General features: G+C 68.5%; 19 protein-coding genes. All 19 read right to left on the bottom strand.

Going from position 1 to position 19,173, the window contains the following annotated elements; genetic code table 11:
* Positions 1–10: 10 nt before the first annotated feature.
* The 19 genes from AC1DYK_RS11890 to AC1DYK_RS11800 all read right to left on the bottom strand — a co-directional run bounded on the left by AC1DYK_RS11890 (position 11) and on the right by AC1DYK_RS11800 (position 19,160).
* The gene (locus tag AC1DYK_RS11890) at positions 11–430 is read right to left on the bottom strand and encodes a PaaI family thioesterase (protein ID WP_478166488.1); all 420 of its coding nucleotides are present in this window, start codon (positions 428–430) and stop codon (positions 11–13) included.
* Complete coding sequence (locus tag AC1DYK_RS11885; protein ID WP_478166487.1) at positions 427–1,929, bottom strand: class I adenylate-forming enzyme family protein; 1,503 nt, start codon at positions 1,927–1,929, stop codon at positions 427–429. Before AC1DYK_RS11885 ends, AC1DYK_RS11890 begins: the two co-directional genes overlap by 4 nt.
* Positions 1,930–1,999: 70 nt before the next feature.
* A complete protein-coding gene (locus AC1DYK_RS11880; RefSeq protein WP_478166486.1) occupies positions 2,000–3,013 on the bottom strand; it encodes an AraC family transcriptional regulator in 1,014 nt (337 codons plus the stop codon).
* Positions 3,014–3,043: 30 nt separating this feature from the next.
* Positions 3,044–4,228, bottom strand: coding sequence for a CaiB/BaiF CoA transferase family protein (locus tag AC1DYK_RS11875; RefSeq protein WP_478166485.1), 1,185 nt, complete (start codon positions 4,226–4,228; stop codon positions 3,044–3,046).
* A gap of 113 nt (positions 4,229–4,341) precedes the next feature.
* Positions 4,342–5,418 (bottom strand): DnaJ C-terminal domain-containing protein, encoded by a 1,077-nt coding sequence (locus AC1DYK_RS11870; protein ID WP_478166484.1) that lies wholly within the window; start codon positions 5,416–5,418, stop codon positions 4,342–4,344.
* Positions 5,419–5,870: 452 nt separating this feature from the next.
* Positions 5,871–7,562, bottom strand: a complete 1,692-nt coding sequence (locus AC1DYK_RS11865; RefSeq protein ID WP_478166483.1) for an MFS transporter — start codon at positions 7,560–7,562, stop codon at positions 5,871–5,873.
* 144 nt (positions 7,563–7,706) lie between these two features.
* On the bottom strand, positions 7,707–8,348 hold the full coding sequence (locus AC1DYK_RS11860; protein ID WP_478166482.1) for a 2-hydroxychromene-2-carboxylate isomerase: 642 nt from the start codon (positions 8,346–8,348) through the stop codon (positions 7,707–7,709).
* Positions 8,345–8,599, bottom strand: a complete 255-nt coding sequence (locus tag AC1DYK_RS11855) for a DUF1289 domain-containing protein (RefSeq protein ID WP_478166481.1) — start codon at positions 8,597–8,599, stop codon at positions 8,345–8,347. The genes AC1DYK_RS11860 and AC1DYK_RS11855 overlap by 4 nt, the downstream gene beginning before the upstream one ends.
* A gap of 61 nt (positions 8,600–8,660) precedes the next feature.
* The gene (locus AC1DYK_RS11850) at positions 8,661–9,149 is read right to left on the bottom strand and encodes a YbaK/EbsC family protein (protein WP_478166480.1); all 489 of its coding nucleotides are present in this window, start codon (positions 9,147–9,149) and stop codon (positions 8,661–8,663) included.
* A 1-nt stretch (position 9,150) separates the two neighbouring features.
* Positions 9,151–10,071, bottom strand: a complete 921-nt coding sequence (locus tag AC1DYK_RS11845; protein WP_478166479.1) for a hydroxymethylglutaryl-CoA lyase — start codon at positions 10,069–10,071, stop codon at positions 9,151–9,153.
* A 111-nt stretch (positions 10,072–10,182) separates the two neighbouring features.
* The gene (locus AC1DYK_RS11840; RefSeq protein WP_478166478.1) at positions 10,183–11,352 is read right to left on the bottom strand and encodes an acyl-CoA dehydrogenase family protein; all 1,170 of its coding nucleotides are present in this window, start codon (positions 11,350–11,352) and stop codon (positions 10,183–10,185) included.
* Between the two features lie 59 nt (positions 11,353–11,411).
* Positions 11,412–12,419 (bottom strand): Bug family tripartite tricarboxylate transporter substrate binding protein, encoded by a 1,008-nt coding sequence (locus AC1DYK_RS11835; protein ID WP_478166477.1) that lies wholly within the window; start codon positions 12,417–12,419, stop codon positions 11,412–11,414.
* 18 nt (positions 12,420–12,437) lie between these two features.
* Entirely contained in the window at positions 12,438–13,418 is a 981-nt protein-coding gene (locus AC1DYK_RS11830; RefSeq protein WP_478166476.1) for a Bug family tripartite tricarboxylate transporter substrate binding protein, read from the bottom strand.
* A 33-nt stretch (positions 13,419–13,451) separates the two neighbouring features.
* Positions 13,452–14,222: an IclR family transcriptional regulator gene (locus tag AC1DYK_RS11825; protein WP_478166475.1), complete on the bottom strand. Its 771-nt coding sequence runs from the start codon at positions 14,220–14,222 to the stop codon at positions 13,452–13,454.
* A 299-nt stretch (positions 14,223–14,521) separates the two neighbouring features.
* Complete coding sequence (locus AC1DYK_RS11820; protein ID WP_478166474.1) at positions 14,522–15,064, bottom strand: type II toxin-antitoxin system YhaV family toxin; 543 nt, start codon at positions 15,062–15,064, stop codon at positions 14,522–14,524.
* A complete protein-coding gene (locus AC1DYK_RS11815; RefSeq protein WP_478166473.1) occupies positions 15,018–15,347 on the bottom strand; it encodes a type II toxin-antitoxin system PrlF family antitoxin in 330 nt (109 codons plus the stop codon). Before AC1DYK_RS11815 ends, AC1DYK_RS11820 begins: the two co-directional genes overlap by 47 nt.
* Before the next feature lie 85 nt (positions 15,348–15,432).
* Complete coding sequence (locus AC1DYK_RS11810; protein ID WP_478166556.1) at positions 15,433–16,362, bottom strand: 2-hydroxyacid dehydrogenase; 930 nt, start codon at positions 16,360–16,362, stop codon at positions 15,433–15,435.
* 21 nt (positions 16,363–16,383) lie between these two features.
* The gene (locus AC1DYK_RS11805; protein WP_478166472.1) at positions 16,384–18,378 is read right to left on the bottom strand and encodes an acetyl/propionyl/methylcrotonyl-CoA carboxylase subunit alpha; all 1,995 of its coding nucleotides are present in this window, start codon (positions 18,376–18,378) and stop codon (positions 16,384–16,386) included.
* A gap of 110 nt (positions 18,379–18,488) precedes the next feature.
* A complete protein-coding gene (locus AC1DYK_RS11800) occupies positions 18,489–19,160 on the bottom strand; it encodes a DUF4126 domain-containing protein (RefSeq protein WP_478166471.1) in 672 nt (223 codons plus the stop codon).
* Positions 19,161–19,173: the final 13 nt, after the last annotated feature.

Raw genomic sequence — 19,173 nt, 5'->3', positions numbered from 1 at the left:
GGTTGGCGGTTCAAGGGACCTGCGGCAGCGGCAGGTAGCGGAAGGAGCCCTGGGCCTGCGCGACGACGCGCCCGCCCGCATCCGTGACCGAGGCGCGGCACCACGCGACGCTCGCGTCGTGCTGCACGACTTCACCGTCCGCGGTGAGCCGGCCGCGGCCCGGTTCGATGAAGCTCGTGTTGAGATTGAGCGTGACAGCCGTGCGCGCGAAGTCGAACAGCGACACGGCGGCACTGGCCATGACCACATCGAGCAGCGTGACCACCACGCCGCCGTGCACCGCGCCGATGACGTTGCCGAGTTCCGGCCGCTCGTCGATGACGAGCCTGGCGCGGCCGGCCTCGGAGAACTCGCGGCGAGCCTCCAGAAGCCGCATGAAGGGCACTCGGCCGAACAGTTGGCGGCGGTCTTCGCCCGTGACCGGCGTCACGCGCGCACCCGCTCGCGCAGCACGTTCTTCAGCACCTTGCCGGCCGCCGACATCGGCAGCTCGCGCAGGAAGGTGATGGCGCGCGGACACTTGTAGCCCGCCAGGCGCTCGCGGCACCAGGCGCGGAGCTCGTCGGCGGCGGCCGTGGCGTCGTCGCGCATCACCACCGCCGCATGCACCGCCTCGCCCCAACGCGCATCGGGCACGCCGACCACCGCTGCCTGCACGACCTGGGGATGGCTGCGCAGGGCGGCCTCCACCTCGGCGCAGTACACGTTCTCGCCGCCGGTGATGATCATGTCCTTGAGGCGGTCGACGATGAAGAGATGGCCGTCGGGCAGCATGCGGCCCGCATCGCCGGTGTTCAGCCAGCCGTCGCGCAAGGCCGAGGCGGTCGCTTCGGGCTGGCGCCAGTAGCCTTGCATGACCATCGGTCCTCGCACGAGGACCTCGCCCACTTCGCCGCGCGGCAGTTCGTGCCCGCTCTCGTCGGCGACGATGATCTCGGCGCCGAGGCCTGCGCGGCCGACGGCATTCAGCAGGCCGAGCGCACGCGCCTCCGGGCGGTGGTTCGCCGGCAGGTTGATGCACACGGCGCCCGCGGTTTCGGTGAGCCCGTAGGCCTGGAAGAACTCGGCATGCGCCCAAGCGGCCAGCGCGCGATCCAGAAGATCCGGCGGCATCGGGGCCGCACCGAAGGCAACGCGGTCCAGGCTGCGCACGCGCTCGGGCGTGAACGAGGGATCGTCGAGCAGCGACTGCAGCATGCTCGGCACGACGATGATGTCGCTGATGCGGTGCTCCTCGATCGCGTCGATCACCGCTGCGGGACGGAACTGCGCCATCGTCACGCAACTGCCGCCGACGATCATCTGGCCCACCAGGCGGCCCAGCCCGGCCACATGGAACAGCGGCGCCACCAGGAGCGACACCGAGTCCGGCGCGTTGTTGAGCTCTGCGCCCCGTGTCATCGACGCGGTCCAGAAGTTCGCATGGCTGAGCATCACCCCCTTGGAACGGCCGGTGGTTCCGCCGGTGTAGAGGATGGCGGCCAACGCGTCGCCACCGGTGCGCGTGTCGGGCATCGGATCGAGGCCGGCGCCCTCTTCTTCCAACGCGTGCAGGCGCACCGGCGCGAGCCCGTCGGTGGGCGCGAGCGACGCCAGCGATTCATCGACGAGCAGCAGCGACGCTCCGCTGTCCTGCAGTGCGTGCGCCAGTTCGGGCGTGCTCCAGCGGATGTTCAGCGGGCAGGCGACGGCGCCCATCCACCAGCACGCGAGCATGGCCCGCACCAGCAGGTCGCCGTTGGGCGCGAGCAGCGCCACGCGGTCGCCGGGATGGATGCCGCGCTTCGCCAACGCCGCGGCCAGACGGGCCACGCCGTCCACGACCTGCGCATGCGAATGGCGGCGCACCGTGGTGTCGCCGACGTGGGTGAGCGCCGTCCTGGCGGGGTTGCGCTGCAGCGCACGATGCAAGCCTTGGGTGAGGTACATGCGCCACAGCTTAGGCCGCGACACCCCGCGGATGAATGGCGGGAAGCGCCAAAGGGCTTGGCGAAACCGCTCAGCGTTCCGGGCCGTGCGAGAGGCGGTACTCGCCCGGGGCCACGCCGGTCCACTGCTTGAAGGCGCGATGGAAGGTGCTGGCTTCCGAGAAGCCGACGCGGTTGGCGATATCGAGCAGCGGCAGCGGCGTGTGCAGCAGGTATTCGATGGCGGCATCGCGCCGCAGCTCGTCCTTGATCTGCTGGAAGCCGCGCCCTTCGTCGCGCAGCCGGCGGCGCAGCGTCTGCGGCGTCACCGCGAGTGCCTCGCCCACTTCTTCCAGCGAAGGCAGGTCATCGCCCAGCCGCTTGCGCAGCAGCCGGCGAATGCGCTCGGTGAGGCTGCTCGTGTCGCGGTACTTCACGATCAGGTTAGCGGGCGAACCGGCGAGGAATTCGCGCAGGCTCTGCGGCGATTGCACCACCGGCAGCGCCAGCCAGCCCGCATCGAAGGACAGGCCGACGTGAGGCTGGCCGTGGCGGACCGGCACCTGGTACACGCGCGATATGTCGGTGGCCGTCTGCTGCGCCGTGTAGTCCACCGCCAGCACCGGGATGCGGCGCGCCACCAGCCAGGAAAAGGCATTGAAGGCCAGCAACATGAAGGCCTTCACCGCATAGTCCAGCCGCGCATCCGAGGCCCGCTGCAGCACGAACTGGACGTGCGCGCTGCCCTCGCGCAGCGACAGGCGCGGCACGAAGTCATGCAGGAACAGGTGGTACCAGGCGAAGCCTTCGCGCAGCGCCTCGCCGAGCGTGGCGCAGCGCACCAGTTGGCGCATGCACTGGCCGAAACTGCCGGGCGGCAGCGGATGGCTCAGCAGGCCCCACATCTCGTCGCGCAGCTCGCGCCGGAGGGCGCGGATCAGCATGGCGTACTGGCGCTGCGAGATGCGCGCCAGCGGCGACTCCAGCAGCGAGGCAGCGATGCCTGCCCGTGCCAGCACCGGGGCCACCTCGCGCTCGCGATGCCGCATCCCCATCAGGATGCTGTGGACTTGCTGGATGGCAATGGTGTGGTGGGTGAGCGTCATCGGTATCGGCAGCCGCAGGCCGGCCGATGATCAGCCGACGACTCCTGCGTCCCGGAGTATCGCCACGGCTGACGCGTCGAGTCCAGCCTGTCGCAGGATTTCGTCGGTGTGCTCGCCGGCGTGTGGTGCGGGCCGCGGCGCGGCTGGCTCGAAGCCGGTCATCTTGAAGGGGCAGCCGAGTTGCACCGGCGCCGCACCGTCGGCAGCGACGCGCATGCCGCGCGCGCGAAAGTGGGCGTGCTCCAGCGCCTCGTCGACGCGCAGCACCGGCGTCACGCATCCGACGCCATCGCGAAACAGGCTGCGCCAGTGCGCGAGCGGCCGTGCGCCGAAGATGGCGGCCAGCTCCGCGCGCAGTGCCGCCTCGGTGGCCGGGTCGCCACTGCGATGCAGGGGCGCGAGGTCCGGGCGCTCCAGCGTGCGGCACAGGTCGTGCCAGAACTTCGGCTCCAGCGCGCCGACCGAGACCTCGCGACCGTCCGCAGTGCGATAGAAGCCGTAGCAAGCGAGTGCACCGGTCAGCGCGCTGCCGCCGGTCCTCGGGACCTGGCCGTGCTCGTGCAGCGCGGCCAGCGGCAGCACCGCATGCGCGAGCACGCCGTCGGCCATGGCGATGTCCACGTGCCGCCCGCGGCCGGTGCGCGAGGCGTCGAACAGCGCTGCGAGGATGCCCGCCACCGCCGTCATGGTGCCGCCCAGCAGATCGGCCACGGGCAGGTTCGACAGGGCCGGGCCGGCGGCGTTGCCGATCTGGTCGGCGACGCCCGCGAGCGACGCATAGTTCAGGTCATGCCCCGGCGTGTCGCGCAGCGGTCCGGTCTGGCCGAAGCCACTGATGCTGCAATAGATGATGCGGGGATTGACGGCCGCCACTGCTTCGTAGCCAGCCCCCAGCCGCTGCATCACGCCGGGCCTGAAGCCCTCGACCAGCACATCGGCCTCGCGGCACAGGCGCAGCAGCGTGGCAACGCCTTCAGCCTGCTTGAGGTCGATGCGGATCGCGCGCTTGTTTCGATTGACGAGCGTACGCACGGCGGGGCTCGCGTAGTCGCCGGCGCCGGTGTCCTCGATCTTGATGACGCTGGCGCCGAGGTCGGCGAGATGCATCGTGCCGAGGGGCCCCGGCAGCAGCCGGGTCAGGTCCAGCACGCGCACGCCTTCAAGCGGTGCGCCGGCGGGCGTGGTGGGTGGGGAGTCGATACGGGGTGTCGTCATGAGGCCCCCAATCTAGTCAGCGCGGCATGGTGCGGCAATGGCGTCAGCGGTCGCATCGATTGGCGAAAAGCGTCAGCGCCCGCGCGAAGAGCCCACGGCGCAGGCAGCACGCATCAGGCTTTTGTAGCGCCGCGGCCCGTCAAGCCCCGTTCCCACGCGCGCAGGCCCCGGCTCCATGCGCGAAGGCGGGCGTCCGAGCTTTGCGCACCGCCCGAGGTCGTGGCCAGAAGCTGGTCGAGCAGGATCTGCTGGTCCGTGCTGAGCGAATCCGGGAATATCGGCAAGAGCGTGATCAACTGGTCGCCGCGCGCACCGCGACGCGTCGCCGGGAAGCCCTGGCCCTTCAGGCAGTAGGACATTTGCTCCCGGTCCAACTGCAGCGCGTGCAGGCCGGTCACGGTCGGCACCTGGATCGACCGGTTGGCGATCCACGCGAAGCCATCGACCGGGACCTCGCACCGAATCGTTCCGTCCGCGTCGAGTCGGAAGAATGCGTGCTCCGTCACCTCGACGCGGATCTCGAGGTCGGCGGGAGGGCTGTCCGGGCGCGAGCGCCGTCCGTCGACATGCAGCAGGTCGCCATGGCGCACGCCATGCGGAATGCGGACCTTGACCTTGTAAGTGCGCGCATCCAGCTTTCCGCTGCCGACGCAGGTCGGGCACGGCTGCCTCGCGATGCCGCCACCCAGGCAGGCATCACACTCGAAATAGCCACTGGGCCATCCGAAGAAGGAACGCTTCGGAATCGCGCCCGAGCCCCCGCACTGCGCACAGTTTCCGCCGAGCACCTGGTGCCCCGCCCCCGCGCAGGTCGAGCAGACGTGGGTGACCTTGCCGCGCAGCACCTTGATGCAACCGACGGCCGCCTCCTCCAGCGTCAACTTGACCTTGCGGGAGATGGGCCGGCGCTGCCGATGCGCGCCGTCGTCGTCGTCGAAACCACGGGCGCTTGCCTGCGCCGCGGGCGGCGTCGCGCTGTCCGTGGCCGATTCATCCGTGCGCACACGCGTTCCGGCGCGGCGGATTTCCTCGAACGCCTGATTGATGCGCTGCATCTTGGCCACCGCATCGGAACTGTCGTTGCGGTCCGGATGCCACTGCGAGACGAGCCGGCGCCATGCCGCCTTCACCTCGCTGTCGGTCGCGTCAGGTGCCAAGCCCAGTTCGGCGAAAGCGTTCTCGGTGCCCAAATCAGTGTCCTCGTCCAGGCACGGCGTTCGGAACGAAGTCCCGATGAACGCGATGGCCAGCCAGTGCGAATGTTAATCGAGGGCCGAGACCGCCATCGACGTCTTTCAGCACCCAGAGGCCCTACTTCGACGCTTCCCCCGCAGCCGGCGCAGTCGCAGGCGCGTGCATCGAGTCCCCGCCATGCTGCTCCCCCGACATATCCACCTTGTCCCCCGCCTTCATCAGCACGAACAACGCGACAGCCGCAAAGATGGCAAACCCAACCCCGATCTTCCACACGACCAATCTCCTGAACTGAAAAGAAAAAGGCCCCGCACCGCAAAGGCGCGAGGCCCAGGAACGCCACCCACCCCATCCGGGAAATACCGCGGAACCGGCTTCGCCGGGCCGCAGGTATTGCCCCCTGCAAGGGGTGGGCGTCTACACGAAGTGAAAAAACCTGGGGGTGTGCCTAGTCATTGGCGTAGATGTCCACGTCCTTCGTCTCGCGAATGAAGATCGTGCCGACCACCAGCGTCATGGCGGCGATGATGATCGGGTACCAGAGGCCGTTGTACATGTTGCCGGTGCTGGCCACGATCGCGAAGGCGGTGGTCGGCAGCAGGCCGCCGAACCAGCCGTTGCCGATGTGGTAGGGCAGGCTCATCGAGGTGTAGCGGATGCGGGTCGGGAACAGTTCGACCAGCATGGCGGCGATCGGGCCGTAGACCATCGTCACCAGCAGCACCAGCCAGAACAGCAGCACCACGGTCATGACCTTGTTGATCTTGGCCGGGTCGGCCTTGGTCGGATAGCCCGCGGTCTTCAACTGTTCGGCCACGCTCTTCTTGAAAGCCGCGATCTCCTTGGCCGAACCCTCGTCGAACTTGTGGTTGACCACCTTGCCCTGGGGTGCCGTGATCGCCACCTCGCCGATCTTGACGACGGCGGGCGAGCCGGCCGGGCCGTCGGCGCGCTCGTAGCTCACGGAGTTCTGCACCAGGTAGCGCTTGGCGATGTCGCAGGAGCTGCTGAAGTCGATCTCGCGTGCCACCGGGTTGCCCTGGAACGAGCAGGAACGCGGATCGGCGGTCACGACGACGCCGGCCGTGGCCTGGGCCCGGGCGAGGTCCGGATTGGCGCTCTCGGTCAGCATCTTGAAGACCGGGAAGTAGGTCACCACGGCCAGCAGGCAGCCGGCCATGATGATCGGCTTGCGGCCGATCTTGTCGGACAGCGTGCCGAAGACGACGAAGAAAGGCGTGCCGATCAGCAGCGCGGCGGCGATCATCAGGTTGGCGGTGGTCGCATCGACCTTGAGCTGCTGCGTCAGGAAGAACAGCGCGTAGAACTGGCCCGAATACCAGACCACGGCCTGGCCGGCGGTGAGGCCGACCAGCGCCAGGATCACGATCTTCAGGTTCTTCCACTGGCCGAAGGATTCGGACAGCGGCGCCTTCGAGGTCTTGCCCTCGGCCTTCATCTTCTGAAACGCGGGAGACTCCGACAGCGACAGCCGGATCCAGACCGAGATGCCGAGCAGCAGGATCGACACCAGGAACGGAAGCCGCCAGGCCCAATCGGCGAAGGCGGCCTCGCCCACGCCTTCGCGCACACCCAGGATCACCAGCAAGCTCAGGAACAGGCCCAGCGTGGCCGTGGTCTGGATCCACGAGGTGTAGGCGCCGCGCTTGCCATGGGGCGAATGCTCGGCCACGTAGGTGGCTGCACCGCCGTACTCGCCGCCGAGCGCGAGGCCCTGCAGCATGCGCAGCGCGATCAGGATCACCGGCGCCGCGACGCCGATGGTCGCGTAGCTGGGCAACAGGCCGACGATGAAGGTCGACAGGCCCATGATCAGGATGGTGACCAGGAAGGTGTACTTGCGGCCGATCATGTCGCCGAGCCGGCCGAACACGATGGCACCGAAGGGGCGCACCAGGAAGCCGGCGGCAAAGGCCAGCAGCGCGAAGATGAAGGCCGCGCCGGCATCGAGGCCGCTGAAGAACTGGCGCGCGATCACGGGCGCCAGCGAGCCGTACAGATAGAAGTCGTACCACTCGAACACGGTCCCCAGCGACGAGGCGAAGATGACCTTCTTCTCCTCCTTGCTCATGGGCCGGGGAGCGTTTGCCGCTCCTCGCGAATCTAGTGTGGCTGCCATGTCGTCTCCTGTAGAAATATCCGCCCACGGCGTGGGACGTGACGCATTCTTGGAGTGGCGACTGACCCGAGGCTGTCGCGAAACTGAACCGTCGCTGACGGTTTAAGGTCAAACCCGCGGCCGACGTTTCAGATCGCAGGAAATCTACCGATTGCTGCGCAGCAGCATGGGCCGCTGGTCGGCGGCGTCCCAGTCCGGGCCGTCGAACCAGGCCTCGCCGTGCAGGCAGGCGCGCAGCATCGCCAGACCGTCGAAGCCCCAGAACAGGCGGCCGTCGACCTCGAAGGCCGGCACCCCGAACACGCCGCGCGCGATCGCTTCGTCGGTGTTGGTCTTGAGCTGTGCCTTGACTTCGTCGCTGCCCGTTTCGCGCAGCAGCCGCAGCGACGCTGCGAGCGCAGCCAGGCGCGCGGGGTCGCCGGGCTCCTCGCCCGTGCGCCAGACGTCCCGGAACACGGTCTCGGCCGCATGGCGATTGATGTCTGCGCCGGTGCTGGTCGCCAGCGCCAGCCGCAGGTGCGGCAACGGGTTGTAGGGATGCGTGGCGGGCATCCGGATCGGAATGCCGTGCGCCTGGCCCAGCCACAGCACATGGCGGTAGGTCCAGCTGCGCTTGGCCGGGATCTCGGCCGGCCCGAGCTGGCCGTGGTGCTTGAGCAGCGCGCCGAGCAGCACCGGCCGGTAGGCGACGCTATAGCTCAGGCCCTCGAGCGCCTGCGGCAGATGCTCGAACGCGAGATAGGCATAGGGCGAGATGAAATCGAGATGGAAGGTGATGTGCTTCATGGCGTGTCTCCGTCGGCCAGCCCGAAGCCGGCTCCGGCGCGCAGCTCGATGGCGCGCCAGACGCCGCGCTTGCCCGCATCGTCCATGCAGCTCCAGGCGGCGATCTCCGGCAGCGTGCGCAGGCAGCCTTCGCAGAAGCCGCTGGCCGGGTCCATGCGGCAGATCGAGATGCAGGGCGACGGCAGGTCACGGGCCATGGCACATGCGGCCGCTGCGCGCTCGGGCAACGACGCCAGCGTGTCGGCGCTCACCAGGAAGCCTCCGTGCTGCGCACTGCGGCGCGAGCTTGCCTGGGGCGGCCCGGCACTGCGCTCACACCACATCCGCGACCGGCGCGCCGGTCAGGCCTTCGAGGTCCTGCGGACGCAGGCGCACCACCGCATGCGGATGGCCGGCCGCGGCCCAGACATCCTCGAAGCGGAACAGTTCGCGGTCGATCAGCATGACCGGTGCCGTGGCATGCGCGAAGGGCGAGACGCCGCCGATCGAGAAACCGGTGCGCGACTTGACGAAGTCGGCATCCGCGCGGCCCAGCTTGCCGACCAGGGCCTCGACCTTCTTCTCGTCCACGCGCTTGTCGCCCGAGGTCACGACCAGCACCGCGCTGTCGTCGGACTTGCGGCGGAACACGATGCTCTTGGCGATCTGGCCCACGGCGATGCCCAGCGCATCGGCCGCCTGCTGCGCGGTGCGCGCGGCGTCGTCGAGCATCTGCGGCGCGTGGGGATGGCCCTTGTCCTGCAACAGGCGGGCGACGCGCTGCACGCCCTCCGGCAGGGAAGTCAGTTCGGCACCGCACATGTCAGGCAGACCTCTTGTTGCGGATCGCCTTGGAGGCGCGCGAATTCGGCTCGCGCCCGAGCGCCTCGCTGATGTAGACGCCGGCGTCGATCAGCAGGTCGAGGTCGATGCCGGTCTCGATGCCCATGCCGTGCAGCATGTAGACCACGTCCTCGGTCGCGACGTTGCCGGTCGCGCCCTTGGCATACGGGCAGCCGCCAAGCCCGGCGGAAGAGGTGTCGTACTGCCACACGCCCATCTCCAGGCTGGCCAGCGTGTTGCCCAGCGCCTGGCCGTAGGTGTCGTGGTAGTGGCCCGAGATGTCGTCGATGCCGTAGTGCTTGAGGGTCGCCTCGATGGCGCGCTGCACCTTCAGCGGCGTGCCGACGCCGATGGTGTCGGCCACGCCCACGTGCTGCACGCCGATCTCCTTCATGAGGCCGGCCAGCAGCTCGACGCGCGTGGGCGCGATCTCGCCCTCATAGGGGCAACCCACGGCGCAAGACATCGCGCCGCGCACGTAGATGCCGTGCTCGCGCGCCGCCGCGACCACCGGCCGGAAGCGCTCGATGCTCTCGGCGATCGAGCAGTTGATGTTGCGCTGGCTGAAGGCCTCGCTGGCGGCGCCGAAGACCACGATCTCGTCGGGCCATTCTTCGCGCGGCGCGGCGATCGCGGCCTCGAAGCCCTTCATGTTCGGCGTCAGGACCGAGTAGCGCACGCCGGGCTTGCGCCGGATGCCGTGCATGACTTCGGCGTTGTCGGCCATCTGCGGCACCCACTTGGGCGAGACGAAGCTGGTGACCTCGATCTCCCTGACGCCGGCCTCCTGCAGGCGGTGCACGAGGCCGATCTTGATCTCGGCCGACACCGGTTGCTTCTCGTTCTGGAGGCCGTCGCGCGGGCCGACGTCGACGATCTTGACTCTGGAGGGAAGTTTCATGGGGCGCTCGTGGTCGATGAAGAAGATGCAGCCGCTATTTTCTACCGCATCTGATCCGTTGAGGACAGAGCAAGAATTGCTGCGCAATTTCTGGGTCTGTCCCGCCATGTCTCAGTAGGACTTGGGCAGGCCCAGGGCCTTTTCGGCAATGAAGTTGAGGATCATCTGCGGGCTGACCGGCGCGATGCGCGGAATGTAGCTCTCGCGCAGCAGGCGCTCGACATGGTATTCCTTCGCGTAGCCCATCCCGCCGAGCGTGAGGATGGCGTTCTGGCAGGCATCGTGCGCGGCTTCGGCCGCCAGGTATTTGGCCGTGTTGGCCTCGATGCCGCAAGGCTCGCCGGCGTCGTACAGCGCGGCCGCCTTGAAGACCATCAGGTCGGCCGCCTCCACGTTGGCCCAGGCGCGCGCGAGCGGATGGGCCACGCCCTGGTTCTGGCCAATCGGCCGGCCGAACACCACCCGCTCCCTGGCGTACTGCGCCGCAATGCGCAGCGCCGCGCGGCCCAGGCCCACGGCTTCGGCCGCGATCAGGATGCGCTCGGGATTCAGGCCGTGCAGGATGTACTCGAAGCCCCTGCCCTCTTCGCCGATGCGGTCGGCCTCGGGCACTTCGAGCCCGTCGATGAACAGCATGTTGGAGTCGACCGCGGCGCGGCCGAGCTTGTGGATCTCGCGCACCTCGACCCGGCTGCGGTCCAGTGAGGTGTAGAACAGCGTCAGGCCCTGGGTTGGCTTCTTCACTTCTTCGAGCGGCGTGGTGCGCGCCAGGATCAACATCCGGTCGGCGACCTGCGCGGTCGAGATCCAGATCTTGCGGCCATGCAGCAGATAGCCGCCATCGGCTTGCCGCAGGGCCTGGGTCTTGAGTCGCGTGGTGTCGAGGCCGGCGTCGGGCTCGGTCACCGCGAAGCAGGCCTTCTGCTCACCCGAAATCAGCGGCGGCAGGAAGCGCTGGCGCTGCTCTTCGCTGCCGAACACCACCACCGGGTTGAGTCCGAAGATGTTCATGTGGATCGCCGAGGCGCCCGACATGCCGGCGCCCGAGGCGCTGATGGCGCGCATCATCAGCGCCGCCTCGGTGATGCCCAGTCCGGCCCCGCCCTGCGCCTCGGGCATCGCGATGCCGAGCCAGCCGCTGGCGGCCACGGCGCGGTGGAATTCATGCGGGAAGGTGGCGCTGTCGTCATGCTCGCGCCAGTAGTCGGCGGGGAAGTCCTGGCACAGCCGTTCGATGGCCGCCACCAGCACGCGCTGGTCGTCGTTCAGGAAGAAATTCATGTCGGGTTTTCGGTGGGATGAGGAACTGCTCGCGCCTGCGGCCGTTGTGTTTTCTGCGCTCATTCGGGCTGGATGCCCGCGGCCTGGATCAGCTTCTTCCACTTGCCCAACTCGGCCAGCGTGAAGCTGCCCAGTTCCTCGGGCGTACTGCCGAAGGCGTCGAAGCCGAGCTTGCCGACGCGCTCGCGAAAGGCCGCACTGTTGGCCATGCCGGCCAGCGCCTGGTTGAGCTTCGCGACGATCTCCTTCGGCATGCCGGCCGGCCCATAGACGCCGTTCCAGGAGGTGATGTCGAAACCCCTGAGCTCGGGCGTGTCGGCCAGCGGCGGCAGCTCGGGGAACAGCTTCGTGCGCTCCTGCGTCGTGACCGCGATGGCGCGCATGCGGCCGGCGTTGACCGTCGCGAGGCCGGCCGCGAGGTCGACCACCATCATCGACACCTGCCCGCCGATCAGGTCGGCGATGGCCGGCGGCGTGCTCTTGTAGGGAACGTGCAGCATCGGGATGCCGCTCATGCGCGACAGCGTGGCGCCGCTCACGATGCCGGTGCTGTTGCCGCTGGCGTAGCTGAGCTTGCCCGGATTCGCGCGGCCCCAGGCCAGCAGTTCTTCCACGCTCTTGACCGGCAGGTCGTTGTTGACCACCAGCATGAAAGGCAGGTTGCCCATGCGGCTGACTGGCGTGAAATCCCTGACCGGGTCGTAGGGCAGGCGCTTGAACAGGCTCGGATTGGCCGAGTGCGTGGTGTTGGTCGTCATGAACAGCGTGTAGCCATCGGGCGCCGCCTTGGCCACCGCCTCGGCCGCGATCACGCCGTTGGCGCCGGCCCGGTTGTCGACGATCACGGAGCCCTTGAGCGCCTCGCCGAGCAGCTGCGCCGTGATGCGCGCCACCGCGTCGGTGCCGCTGCCGGCCGCGAACGGCACCACCAGCCGGATCGGCTGCTTCGGGTAGCCGGCCTCCTGCGCGAAGGCCCATGGCACCGCGACGCCCAGGCCGGCCCCGGCGCCGAGGGCGACGAAGCGGCGGCGCAAACGCCTTGCCGAGTCCTTGTCGATCGTCTGCATGCCTGCCTCCGGTCGGCCTCAGGGCGTCGCCTTGAAGTTGCTGTCCTTCACGAGCCGCGCCCAGCGCGCCGAGTCCTCGGCGATGGTGGCCGCGAACTGCGCGGGGCTGCTGCCGACGGGCTCGTAGTCGATCCGCGCCAGTTGCTCGCGGACCTCCGGCAGCGCCAGGATCCGGACCACTTCGGCGTGCAGGCGCTGGACGATCGCCGGCGGCGTGCCGGCCGGGGCCAGCAAGCCGGCCCACGAGCTGAAGTTCATGCCCTCGACGCCGGCCTCCTGCATCGTCGGCACCTGCGGCAGCGTCGGCGAGCGCTGCGGCGACAGCACGGCCAGCGGGCGCAGCTTGCCGGCACGGATCATCTGCACCGCATTGAAAGGGTCGATCGTCATGTCGACCTCGCCGGCCACCACGGCCTGCATCTGCGGCCCGGTGCCCTTGTACGGCACGTTGACCATGCCGGGCACGCCGATGCTGGCCTTGAACTGCTCGCCGATCAATCCGATCATGCTGCTGCCGGCCGAGAAGCTCATCGGCCGCGTGCCTGTGCGGGCCAGCGCGATGAACTCCTGCAGCGTCGAGGCCGGCACCGAGGGATGCACCACCATCACGAGGCCGATGTTGCTGATCAGGCTGATCGGCGCGAAGCTCGCGAGGGGTTCATAGGGCGCCTTGTAGAGCACCGGGCTCAGCACCTGGGCGCCGGCCGTGTTCAGCAGCAGGGTGTAGCCGTCGGGCGCGGCGCGCGCGACCAGGTCGGTGCCGATGATGCCGTTGGCGCCCGGCTTGTTGTCGATCACCACCGGCTGCTTGAGCCCTTCGGACAATTTCTGCGACAGCATGCGCGCCACGATGTCGCTGGCGCCGCCCGGCGCGAACGGCACCACCAGGCGGATCGATCGGCTCGGATAGGCCTCGTTGCCCCAGGCGGCCGGGCCGGCCAGGCAACCCAGCACGGCCAGGCCCAGCATCAGCCGGCGCCGTGAAAAGCTCTTTTTCATGTTGACTCCCCCTGAAAAGACCGCAGCGGGCGGTCACCGTGTCCTTGACGGCTGCGTGGCGGCGTCGCGGTGCGGGTCCTCGATCGAGCGGCAGGCGGCACGCAGCATCGCGGCGATCTCTTCGATGCGCGGCTCCACGCGGTAGCGCGGGCCGGCGACGGACACCGCATAAGCCTGGCCGCCGATGTGCACCGGCCAGGCAATGCCCGCGAGGTCAGGAATGCTCTCGCCCAGGTTGCCGTACCAGCCACGGGCGGCCGAGCCTTCTATTTCCTTGGCGAGGGCGGCGGCAGAACTCAGCGTCGAGTCGGTGAGGCGCGCGAGCTTCATGCCTTTCAGGGTCTTGCTGCGCGCTTCGGCGGACAGGGTGGACAGCAGCGCGCGGCCCAGCGAGTTCGCATAGGCCGCCCGGGTCTCGCCGGCCGCGGCCGTGTAGCGGATGCTCTGCGGCGCATCGACCACTTCGAGATAGACCACCTGCCCGCCTTCGCGCAGCTTGCCGAACACCACCGTCTCGCGCGCCGCGTCGCGCAGTTCCTGCAGGGCCGGCTTGACGCGGTCGAGCACCGGGTCGTGCGCCGAGATCACCTGTGCCATCGCCAGCAACCGGCTGGTCGGGTAGTAGCCCTGGCGCCGACCGGTTTCGTAGAGATAGCCGCGCTCCTCGAGCGTGCGGAGCAGGCCCAGGCAACTTGACATCGGCATCTCGAGCAGCCGCGCCATCTCCGACAGCGCGAGCGGCTGCTTCTCCTGCGCGAAGGCTTCGATGATCTCGAACACGCGCAATGCCGTCTTCACACCCATGAAGTTATTTTCACGAGCATGAATTCATGGCGTCAACGGGTTTTCCCGCGGCCGAGGGTTCGGCCATGTCGCAAAACCCGCGCGGCCACGTCCTTGGAGAATTTTCCGACGTGCATTCGGATGCGTCCGAGCGACAAGCGAGCGCCTGGTTCGTAGAGTCGACGCGTCGCATCCCTTCGCGCATTTCCGCTCCGCCGAGGTCGAACAGAAGCCAATGAACAGCTACAAGGAAGCGTTTTCGCGGCTCACGTCGGAGTACCGAACAGACGCCGTCGATGCCACTGCGCCCATGATTGGCCCTATGGCCGGGTCGATCCCGCCAGCACCTGCTTCAACCGATCGGACTCCGCACGCGCCTCCGCGAGCAGGCGGTCCCAATCGTCGGGCGGATGGCCCGCCTCCAGCATCTTCCGGAATACGCGATAGGCATCGTCGCTGCTTTCGTAGGCACGCCGCGTGTCGTCGTCGTTCACCCACGCCAGGACGATCACCCGGGTCTGCGCGTGATACCTGAAGAACAGCCGGTACTGCTGGAAGAACTTCGCGCGAAACCAGTGCTTGTATTCGTCGCCGAGCGTGGCGCCTTGCCGGTACTCCGGCCGGGCCGGATCCTGGGGAATCACATCGAAGGCCAGCTTGGCGATCGCCGCCAGACGTTTCGTGGCGTTCTTCTTGAGGAACCCCGTGGCGTCCTTGCGCCGCAATTCATCGACTTGGTGAAGCAACGCCTCCAGCTGGGTCAGGAACAGCGGATGCGCGAAGAGCGTCCACCCGTTGACCACCAGCGCGGGACGTTCATTCATCGTCTGCCGACAGAGGGGCATCGAGGTCCAGATCGGCATCGCCGACCAGCGCTTGAATGCGCTGGACCAGCGCAACGCCCATCGCCTGCACCCGCTCGGGGTGTTCGGCAATGTCGCGCGCCAGAAAGCCCAGGAACCGACCCAGCACAGGGTCTTCTTCCTCGACGGCGGCAGCGCGCGTCAGTACCACCTCGCCATCCGGGCGGATCACGTAGTGGATCTTGTCGCGCTTGCCGAGGCGCAGCGCCCGGCGAACCGTTTCGGGGATCGTGGTTTGATAGCGGTCGGTGAGGGTCGATTCGACTTCAAGCGCGGCGGCCATGACGGACTCCAGGGGCAAAGCAGACCAAGGCGGCTGCAAGCCTCGGATGGTAATGCAATCGCATTACCAAGTCAACCAAGCCGCTTCAGTAGCCCCGCTGAACATCCACCACCCCCGCCACCGCTTCCCCCCGTTCCATCGCCCGGATCTTCCCCGCGATCTGCGCGATCGAAGCGTCGCGCTCGGTGCGTGCCGACCCATGCGGCGTCACCGTGATCTTCGGATGGCTCCAGAACGGATGCCCGGCCGGCAGCGGCTCGACCTCGAAAACATCGAGCGTGGCGCCGGCGAGCTGGCCGCCGTCGAGCAGCGGGATCAGGTCGTCGTCGACCAGGTGGGCGCCACGCGCCACGTTGATCAGGTAGCCACCCGGCCGCCCGCCATTGAGCTTCGAGAGCGTCTCGCGATTCAGGATGCCGCGCGTCCCGGGGGTCAGCGGCAGCAGGTTCACGAGCACGCGGCTGGCGCCGAGGAAGGCATCGAATCCGGCCTCGCCGGCGAAGCAGCGCACGCCGTCGGTGTGCTTGGGTGAACGGCTCCAGCCGTTCACCGGAAACTCGAACTGCGCCACCGCCCTGGCCACGCGTTCGCCGAGCACACCGAGCCCCATCACGCCGACCGCGAAATCGCGGCGCTCGCGCGGCTTGCGGTAGCTCCAGCGGCCCGCGCGGGCCTCGGCCTCGTAGGCGTCGAACTCGCGGAAATGCCGGATCAGCGCATGGCAGACGTACTCGGCCATCTGCACCGACATGCCGGCGTCGTCGAGCCGGACCACTTTCGTCTGCGGCGCCACCTTGAGCTTGAGCAGCGCGTCGACACCGGCGCCGATGTTGAACAGCCCGCGCAGGCCCGGCTGCTCGTCGAGGAACTGCTGCGGCGGCGCCCAGACCACGGCATGGTCGGCGGGCGCGGCGCCCGGCGCCCAGTTCTCCACCTCGGCTTCGGGCAGAGCGGCGCGCAGGCCCTCGATCCAGGGATCAGGGCGGTTGTCGGTCAGACAGACGGTGATTCGAATGGGAGAGGTCATTCCCCAAGCTTAAGCCGCGATGCGCAGCAACTCTGCCCCCTCCGTGACCTGATCGCCCGGCACATACAGCAGCTCTTCGACCGTTCCATCGGCCGGCGCCGCGATCGTGTGCTCCATCTTCATCGCCTCCATCACGGCCAGCGGCTGGCCGCGGCTGACCTTGTCGCCGGCCTTGACCGCGAAGGACACCACCTTGCCGGGCATCGGCGCCGTGAGGCGCCCGCCCTCGGCATGCGTCTCGCCGGCATGGGCCAGCCGGTCGATGGCGACGATCCTGGTCGCGCCCTGCGCGCCGAACACGTAGGCCGTGGCCTCGTCCGGGTAGACGTTGAGCGTGTGGCGCCGGCCGTCGAACTGCAGCTCGAGTTCGCCCGACGGAAAGCTGCCGATCACCAGCGGGCCCGAAACCTCGCCCACCTGCAGCGACAGCGCGCCATCGTGCAGGTAGCGCAGCGTGGCGCTCTTGAGCTCGCCGCGGAACTCGAACTCGAAGGGCCGCACCGCGACGCCGTGCGACTGCCAGCCGTCGCGGCGGCTGAACGGATCGGCGCTGGCCGTCGCGGCCTCGGCCAGCAGCGTGCGCGCGATCGATGCCGCGGCCGCCAGCGGCAGGCCCAGCGGTTCCTGGTCGAACAGCACCGCGCGCTCGCGCTCGATCAGCGCGGTGTCGAGCTTCGCATGCGCGAACGAGTCGGTGCGCAGGATGCCGCGCAGGAACTGCACGTTGGTCGCAACGCCCACGATGTGGGTCTGCGCCAGCGCCAGGTCGAGCCGCGCCAGGGCTTCCTCGCGCGTGGCACCGTGCACGATCAGCTTGGCGATCATCGAGTCGTAGAAGGGCGAGATCACGTCGCCCTCGCGCACCCCGTCGTCGATGCGCACGCGGCTGCGCTGGAAGGCGGTGGACTGCGGCTTGCGATAGACCCGCAGGGTGCCGGTGGCGGGCAGGAAGTTGTTGTCCGGGTTCTCGGCGCAGATGCGCGCCTCGATCGCATGGCCATGGATCTGCAATTGGTCCTGCTTCAGCGGCAGTGCTTCGCCCGAGGCCACGCGCAGCTGCCATTCGACCAGGTCCAGGCCGGTGATGGCCTCGGTCACGGGATGCTCCACCTGCAGCCGGGTGTTCATCTCCATGAAGAAGAAGTTCATCTCGCCGTTCGAACGCTGCTCGACGATGAATTCCACCGTGCCGGCGCCGACGTAGTTCACCGCCCGCGCCGCGGCCACCGCGGCCTCGCCCATCTGCTTGCGCATGGCGTCCGTCATGCCGGGTGCGGGCGCCTCCTCCAGCACCTTCTGGTGCCGCCGCTGCACCGAGCAGTCGCGCTCGAACAGGTAGACGTAGTTGCCGTGCGTGTCGCCGAACACCTGGATCTCGATGTGGCGCGGCCGCTGCACGTACTTCTCGATCAGCACCGCGTCGTCGCCGAAGCTGTTGATCGCCTCGCGCCGGCAGGAGGCCAGCGCGGCGGCGAAATCGCCCGTCTTCTCGACCACGCGCATCCCCTTGCCGCCGCCGCCCGCGCTGGCCTTGATCAGCACCGGATAGCCGATGCTGTCGGCTTCGCGCTGCAGCAGCGCCGGATCCTGGTCGCTGCCGTGGTAGCCGGGCACGAGCGGAACGCCGGCCTTCTCCATCAGCTGCTTCGATTCCGCCTTCAGCCCCATCGCCTTGATCGCCGACGGCGGCGGGCCGACGAAGACCAGGCCGGCATCGGCGCAGGCCTGCGCAAATTCCTCGTTCTCGCTCAGGAAGCCGTAGCCCGGATGCACCGCCTCGGCGCCCGTGGCCTTGGCGGCCTCGAGGATCTTCTCCCAGCGCAGGTAGCTCTCCCTGGGCGCGCTGCCGCCGAGGTACACCGATTCGTCGCAGGCACGCACGTGGTTGGCATGGGCATCGGCGTCGGAATACACGGCGACCGTGCGGATGGCCATGCGGCGCGCGGTCGCGGCCACCCGGCAGGCAATTTCACCGCGGTTGGCGATGAGGATCTTCTTAAACATGGTGCGTCTCCGCGGTGAAATCGCCTTCGCACGCTTCGCGTGCCATGCAATGTGGCTGCGCCGCTGCGCCGCTTCGCGGCTGGTCGCCCCGGTTCGCGATCAGGATCTTCTTAAACATTCGATGAGTCTCCAGGAGGTTTCTTCTTGAGCTGGAAGGCGGGCGCCACGCCGGGGTCGGACCGACCGCTGAAGATGCGCGCCACGCGGCCGAACAAGGATTTGAGGAAGCGCCAGCTCTTTCGGATCAGCCAGACGCTGAGCACCAGCACGACGATGAAGAGGAGGCCGAACACCAGCGGATGCGCGACCGCCAGCCAGAGGCCGGCCGGCACCATCGTGTCTTCGACCAGCGAGGCGCCGACATTGCTGAAGGGTTCGGGCGAAGTGTTGATCGCGGCCCGCGTGGTCGCCTTGGCCGCATGCGCCGTGGCCGCGAAACCGCCGCCGAGCAGAGCCGCCACCAGCGCCATCGCCGCGTGATCGGCGCCGAACACGCCGGCCGCGAGCGCGGCCCCCGCGGGAATGCGGATCGCGGTGTGGACCATGTCCCAGATCGAATCGAGGCCCGGGATCTTGTCGACGAAGAACTCGACGAAGACCATGAAGCCGCTGGCGGCGATCACGACCGGATGCGCCAGCAGCTGAAGGCCGCTCGGCAGCGGCAGCCACCCGAGGTAGCCGGCCAACCCGGTCAGCAGCACGACCAGATAGAGCCGCACGCCGCTGGCCCAGCCCAGCGCGGCGGCCAGCGCGAGCAGTTGCGGCATGTCAAGCGAGGTCATGAGACGATCCGTA

This window comes from Variovorax sp. P2_H12 (assembly GCF_056403395.1).
This window is presented reverse-complemented; position numbering and strand designations above follow the sequence as displayed.

Bases quoted from the DNA above. Each gene is read 5' to 3' on its own strand.
- AC1DYK_RS11885 (WP_478166487.1), bottom strand. From the start codon at position 1,929: ATGTACCTCACCCAAGGCTTGCATCGTGCGCTGCAGCGCAACCCCGCC.
- AC1DYK_RS11880 (WP_478166486.1), bottom strand. From the start codon at position 3,013: ATGACGCTCACCCACCACACCATTGCCATCCAGCAAGTCCACAGCATC.
- AC1DYK_RS11875 (WP_478166485.1), bottom strand. From the start codon at position 4,228: ATGACGACACCCCGTATCGACTCCCCACCCACCACGCCCGCCGGCGCA.
- AC1DYK_RS11865 (WP_478166483.1), bottom strand. From the start codon at position 7,562: ATGGCAGCCACACTAGATTCGCGAGGAGCGGCAAACGCTCCCCGGCCC.
- AC1DYK_RS11860 (WP_478166482.1), bottom strand. From the start codon at position 8,348: ATGAAGCACATCACCTTCCATCTCGATTTCATCTCGCCCTATGCCTAT.
- AC1DYK_RS11850 (WP_478166480.1), bottom strand. From the start codon at position 9,149: ATGTGCGGTGCCGAACTGACTTCCCTGCCGGAGGGCGTGCAGCGCGTC.
- AC1DYK_RS11845 (WP_478166479.1), bottom strand. From the start codon at position 10,071: ATGAAACTTCCCTCCAGAGTCAAGATCGTCGACGTCGGCCCGCGCGAC.
- AC1DYK_RS11840 (WP_478166478.1), bottom strand. From the start codon at position 11,352: ATGAATTTCTTCCTGAACGACGACCAGCGCGTGCTGGTGGCGGCCATC.
- AC1DYK_RS11835 (WP_478166477.1), bottom strand. From the start codon at position 12,419: ATGCAGACGATCGACAAGGACTCGGCAAGGCGTTTGCGCCGCCGCTTC.
- AC1DYK_RS11830 (WP_478166476.1), bottom strand. From the start codon at position 13,418: ATGAAAAAGAGCTTTTCACGGCGCCGGCTGATGCTGGGCCTGGCCGTG.
- AC1DYK_RS11825 (WP_478166475.1), bottom strand. From the start codon at position 14,222: ATGGGTGTGAAGACGGCATTGCGCGTGTTCGAGATCATCGAAGCCTTC.
- AC1DYK_RS11820 (WP_478166474.1), bottom strand. From the start codon at position 15,064: ATGCCGATCTGGACCTCGATGCCCCTCTGTCGGCAGACGATGAATGAA.
- AC1DYK_RS11815 (WP_478166473.1), bottom strand. From the start codon at position 15,347: ATGGCCGCCGCGCTTGAAGTCGAATCGACCCTCACCGACCGCTATCAA.
- AC1DYK_RS11805 (WP_478166472.1), bottom strand. From the start codon at position 18,378: ATGTTTAAGAAGATCCTCATCGCCAACCGCGGTGAAATTGCCTGCCGG.
- AC1DYK_RS11800 (WP_478166471.1), bottom strand. From the start codon at position 19,160: ATGACCTCGCTTGACATGCCGCAACTGCTCGCGCTGGCCGCCGCGCTG.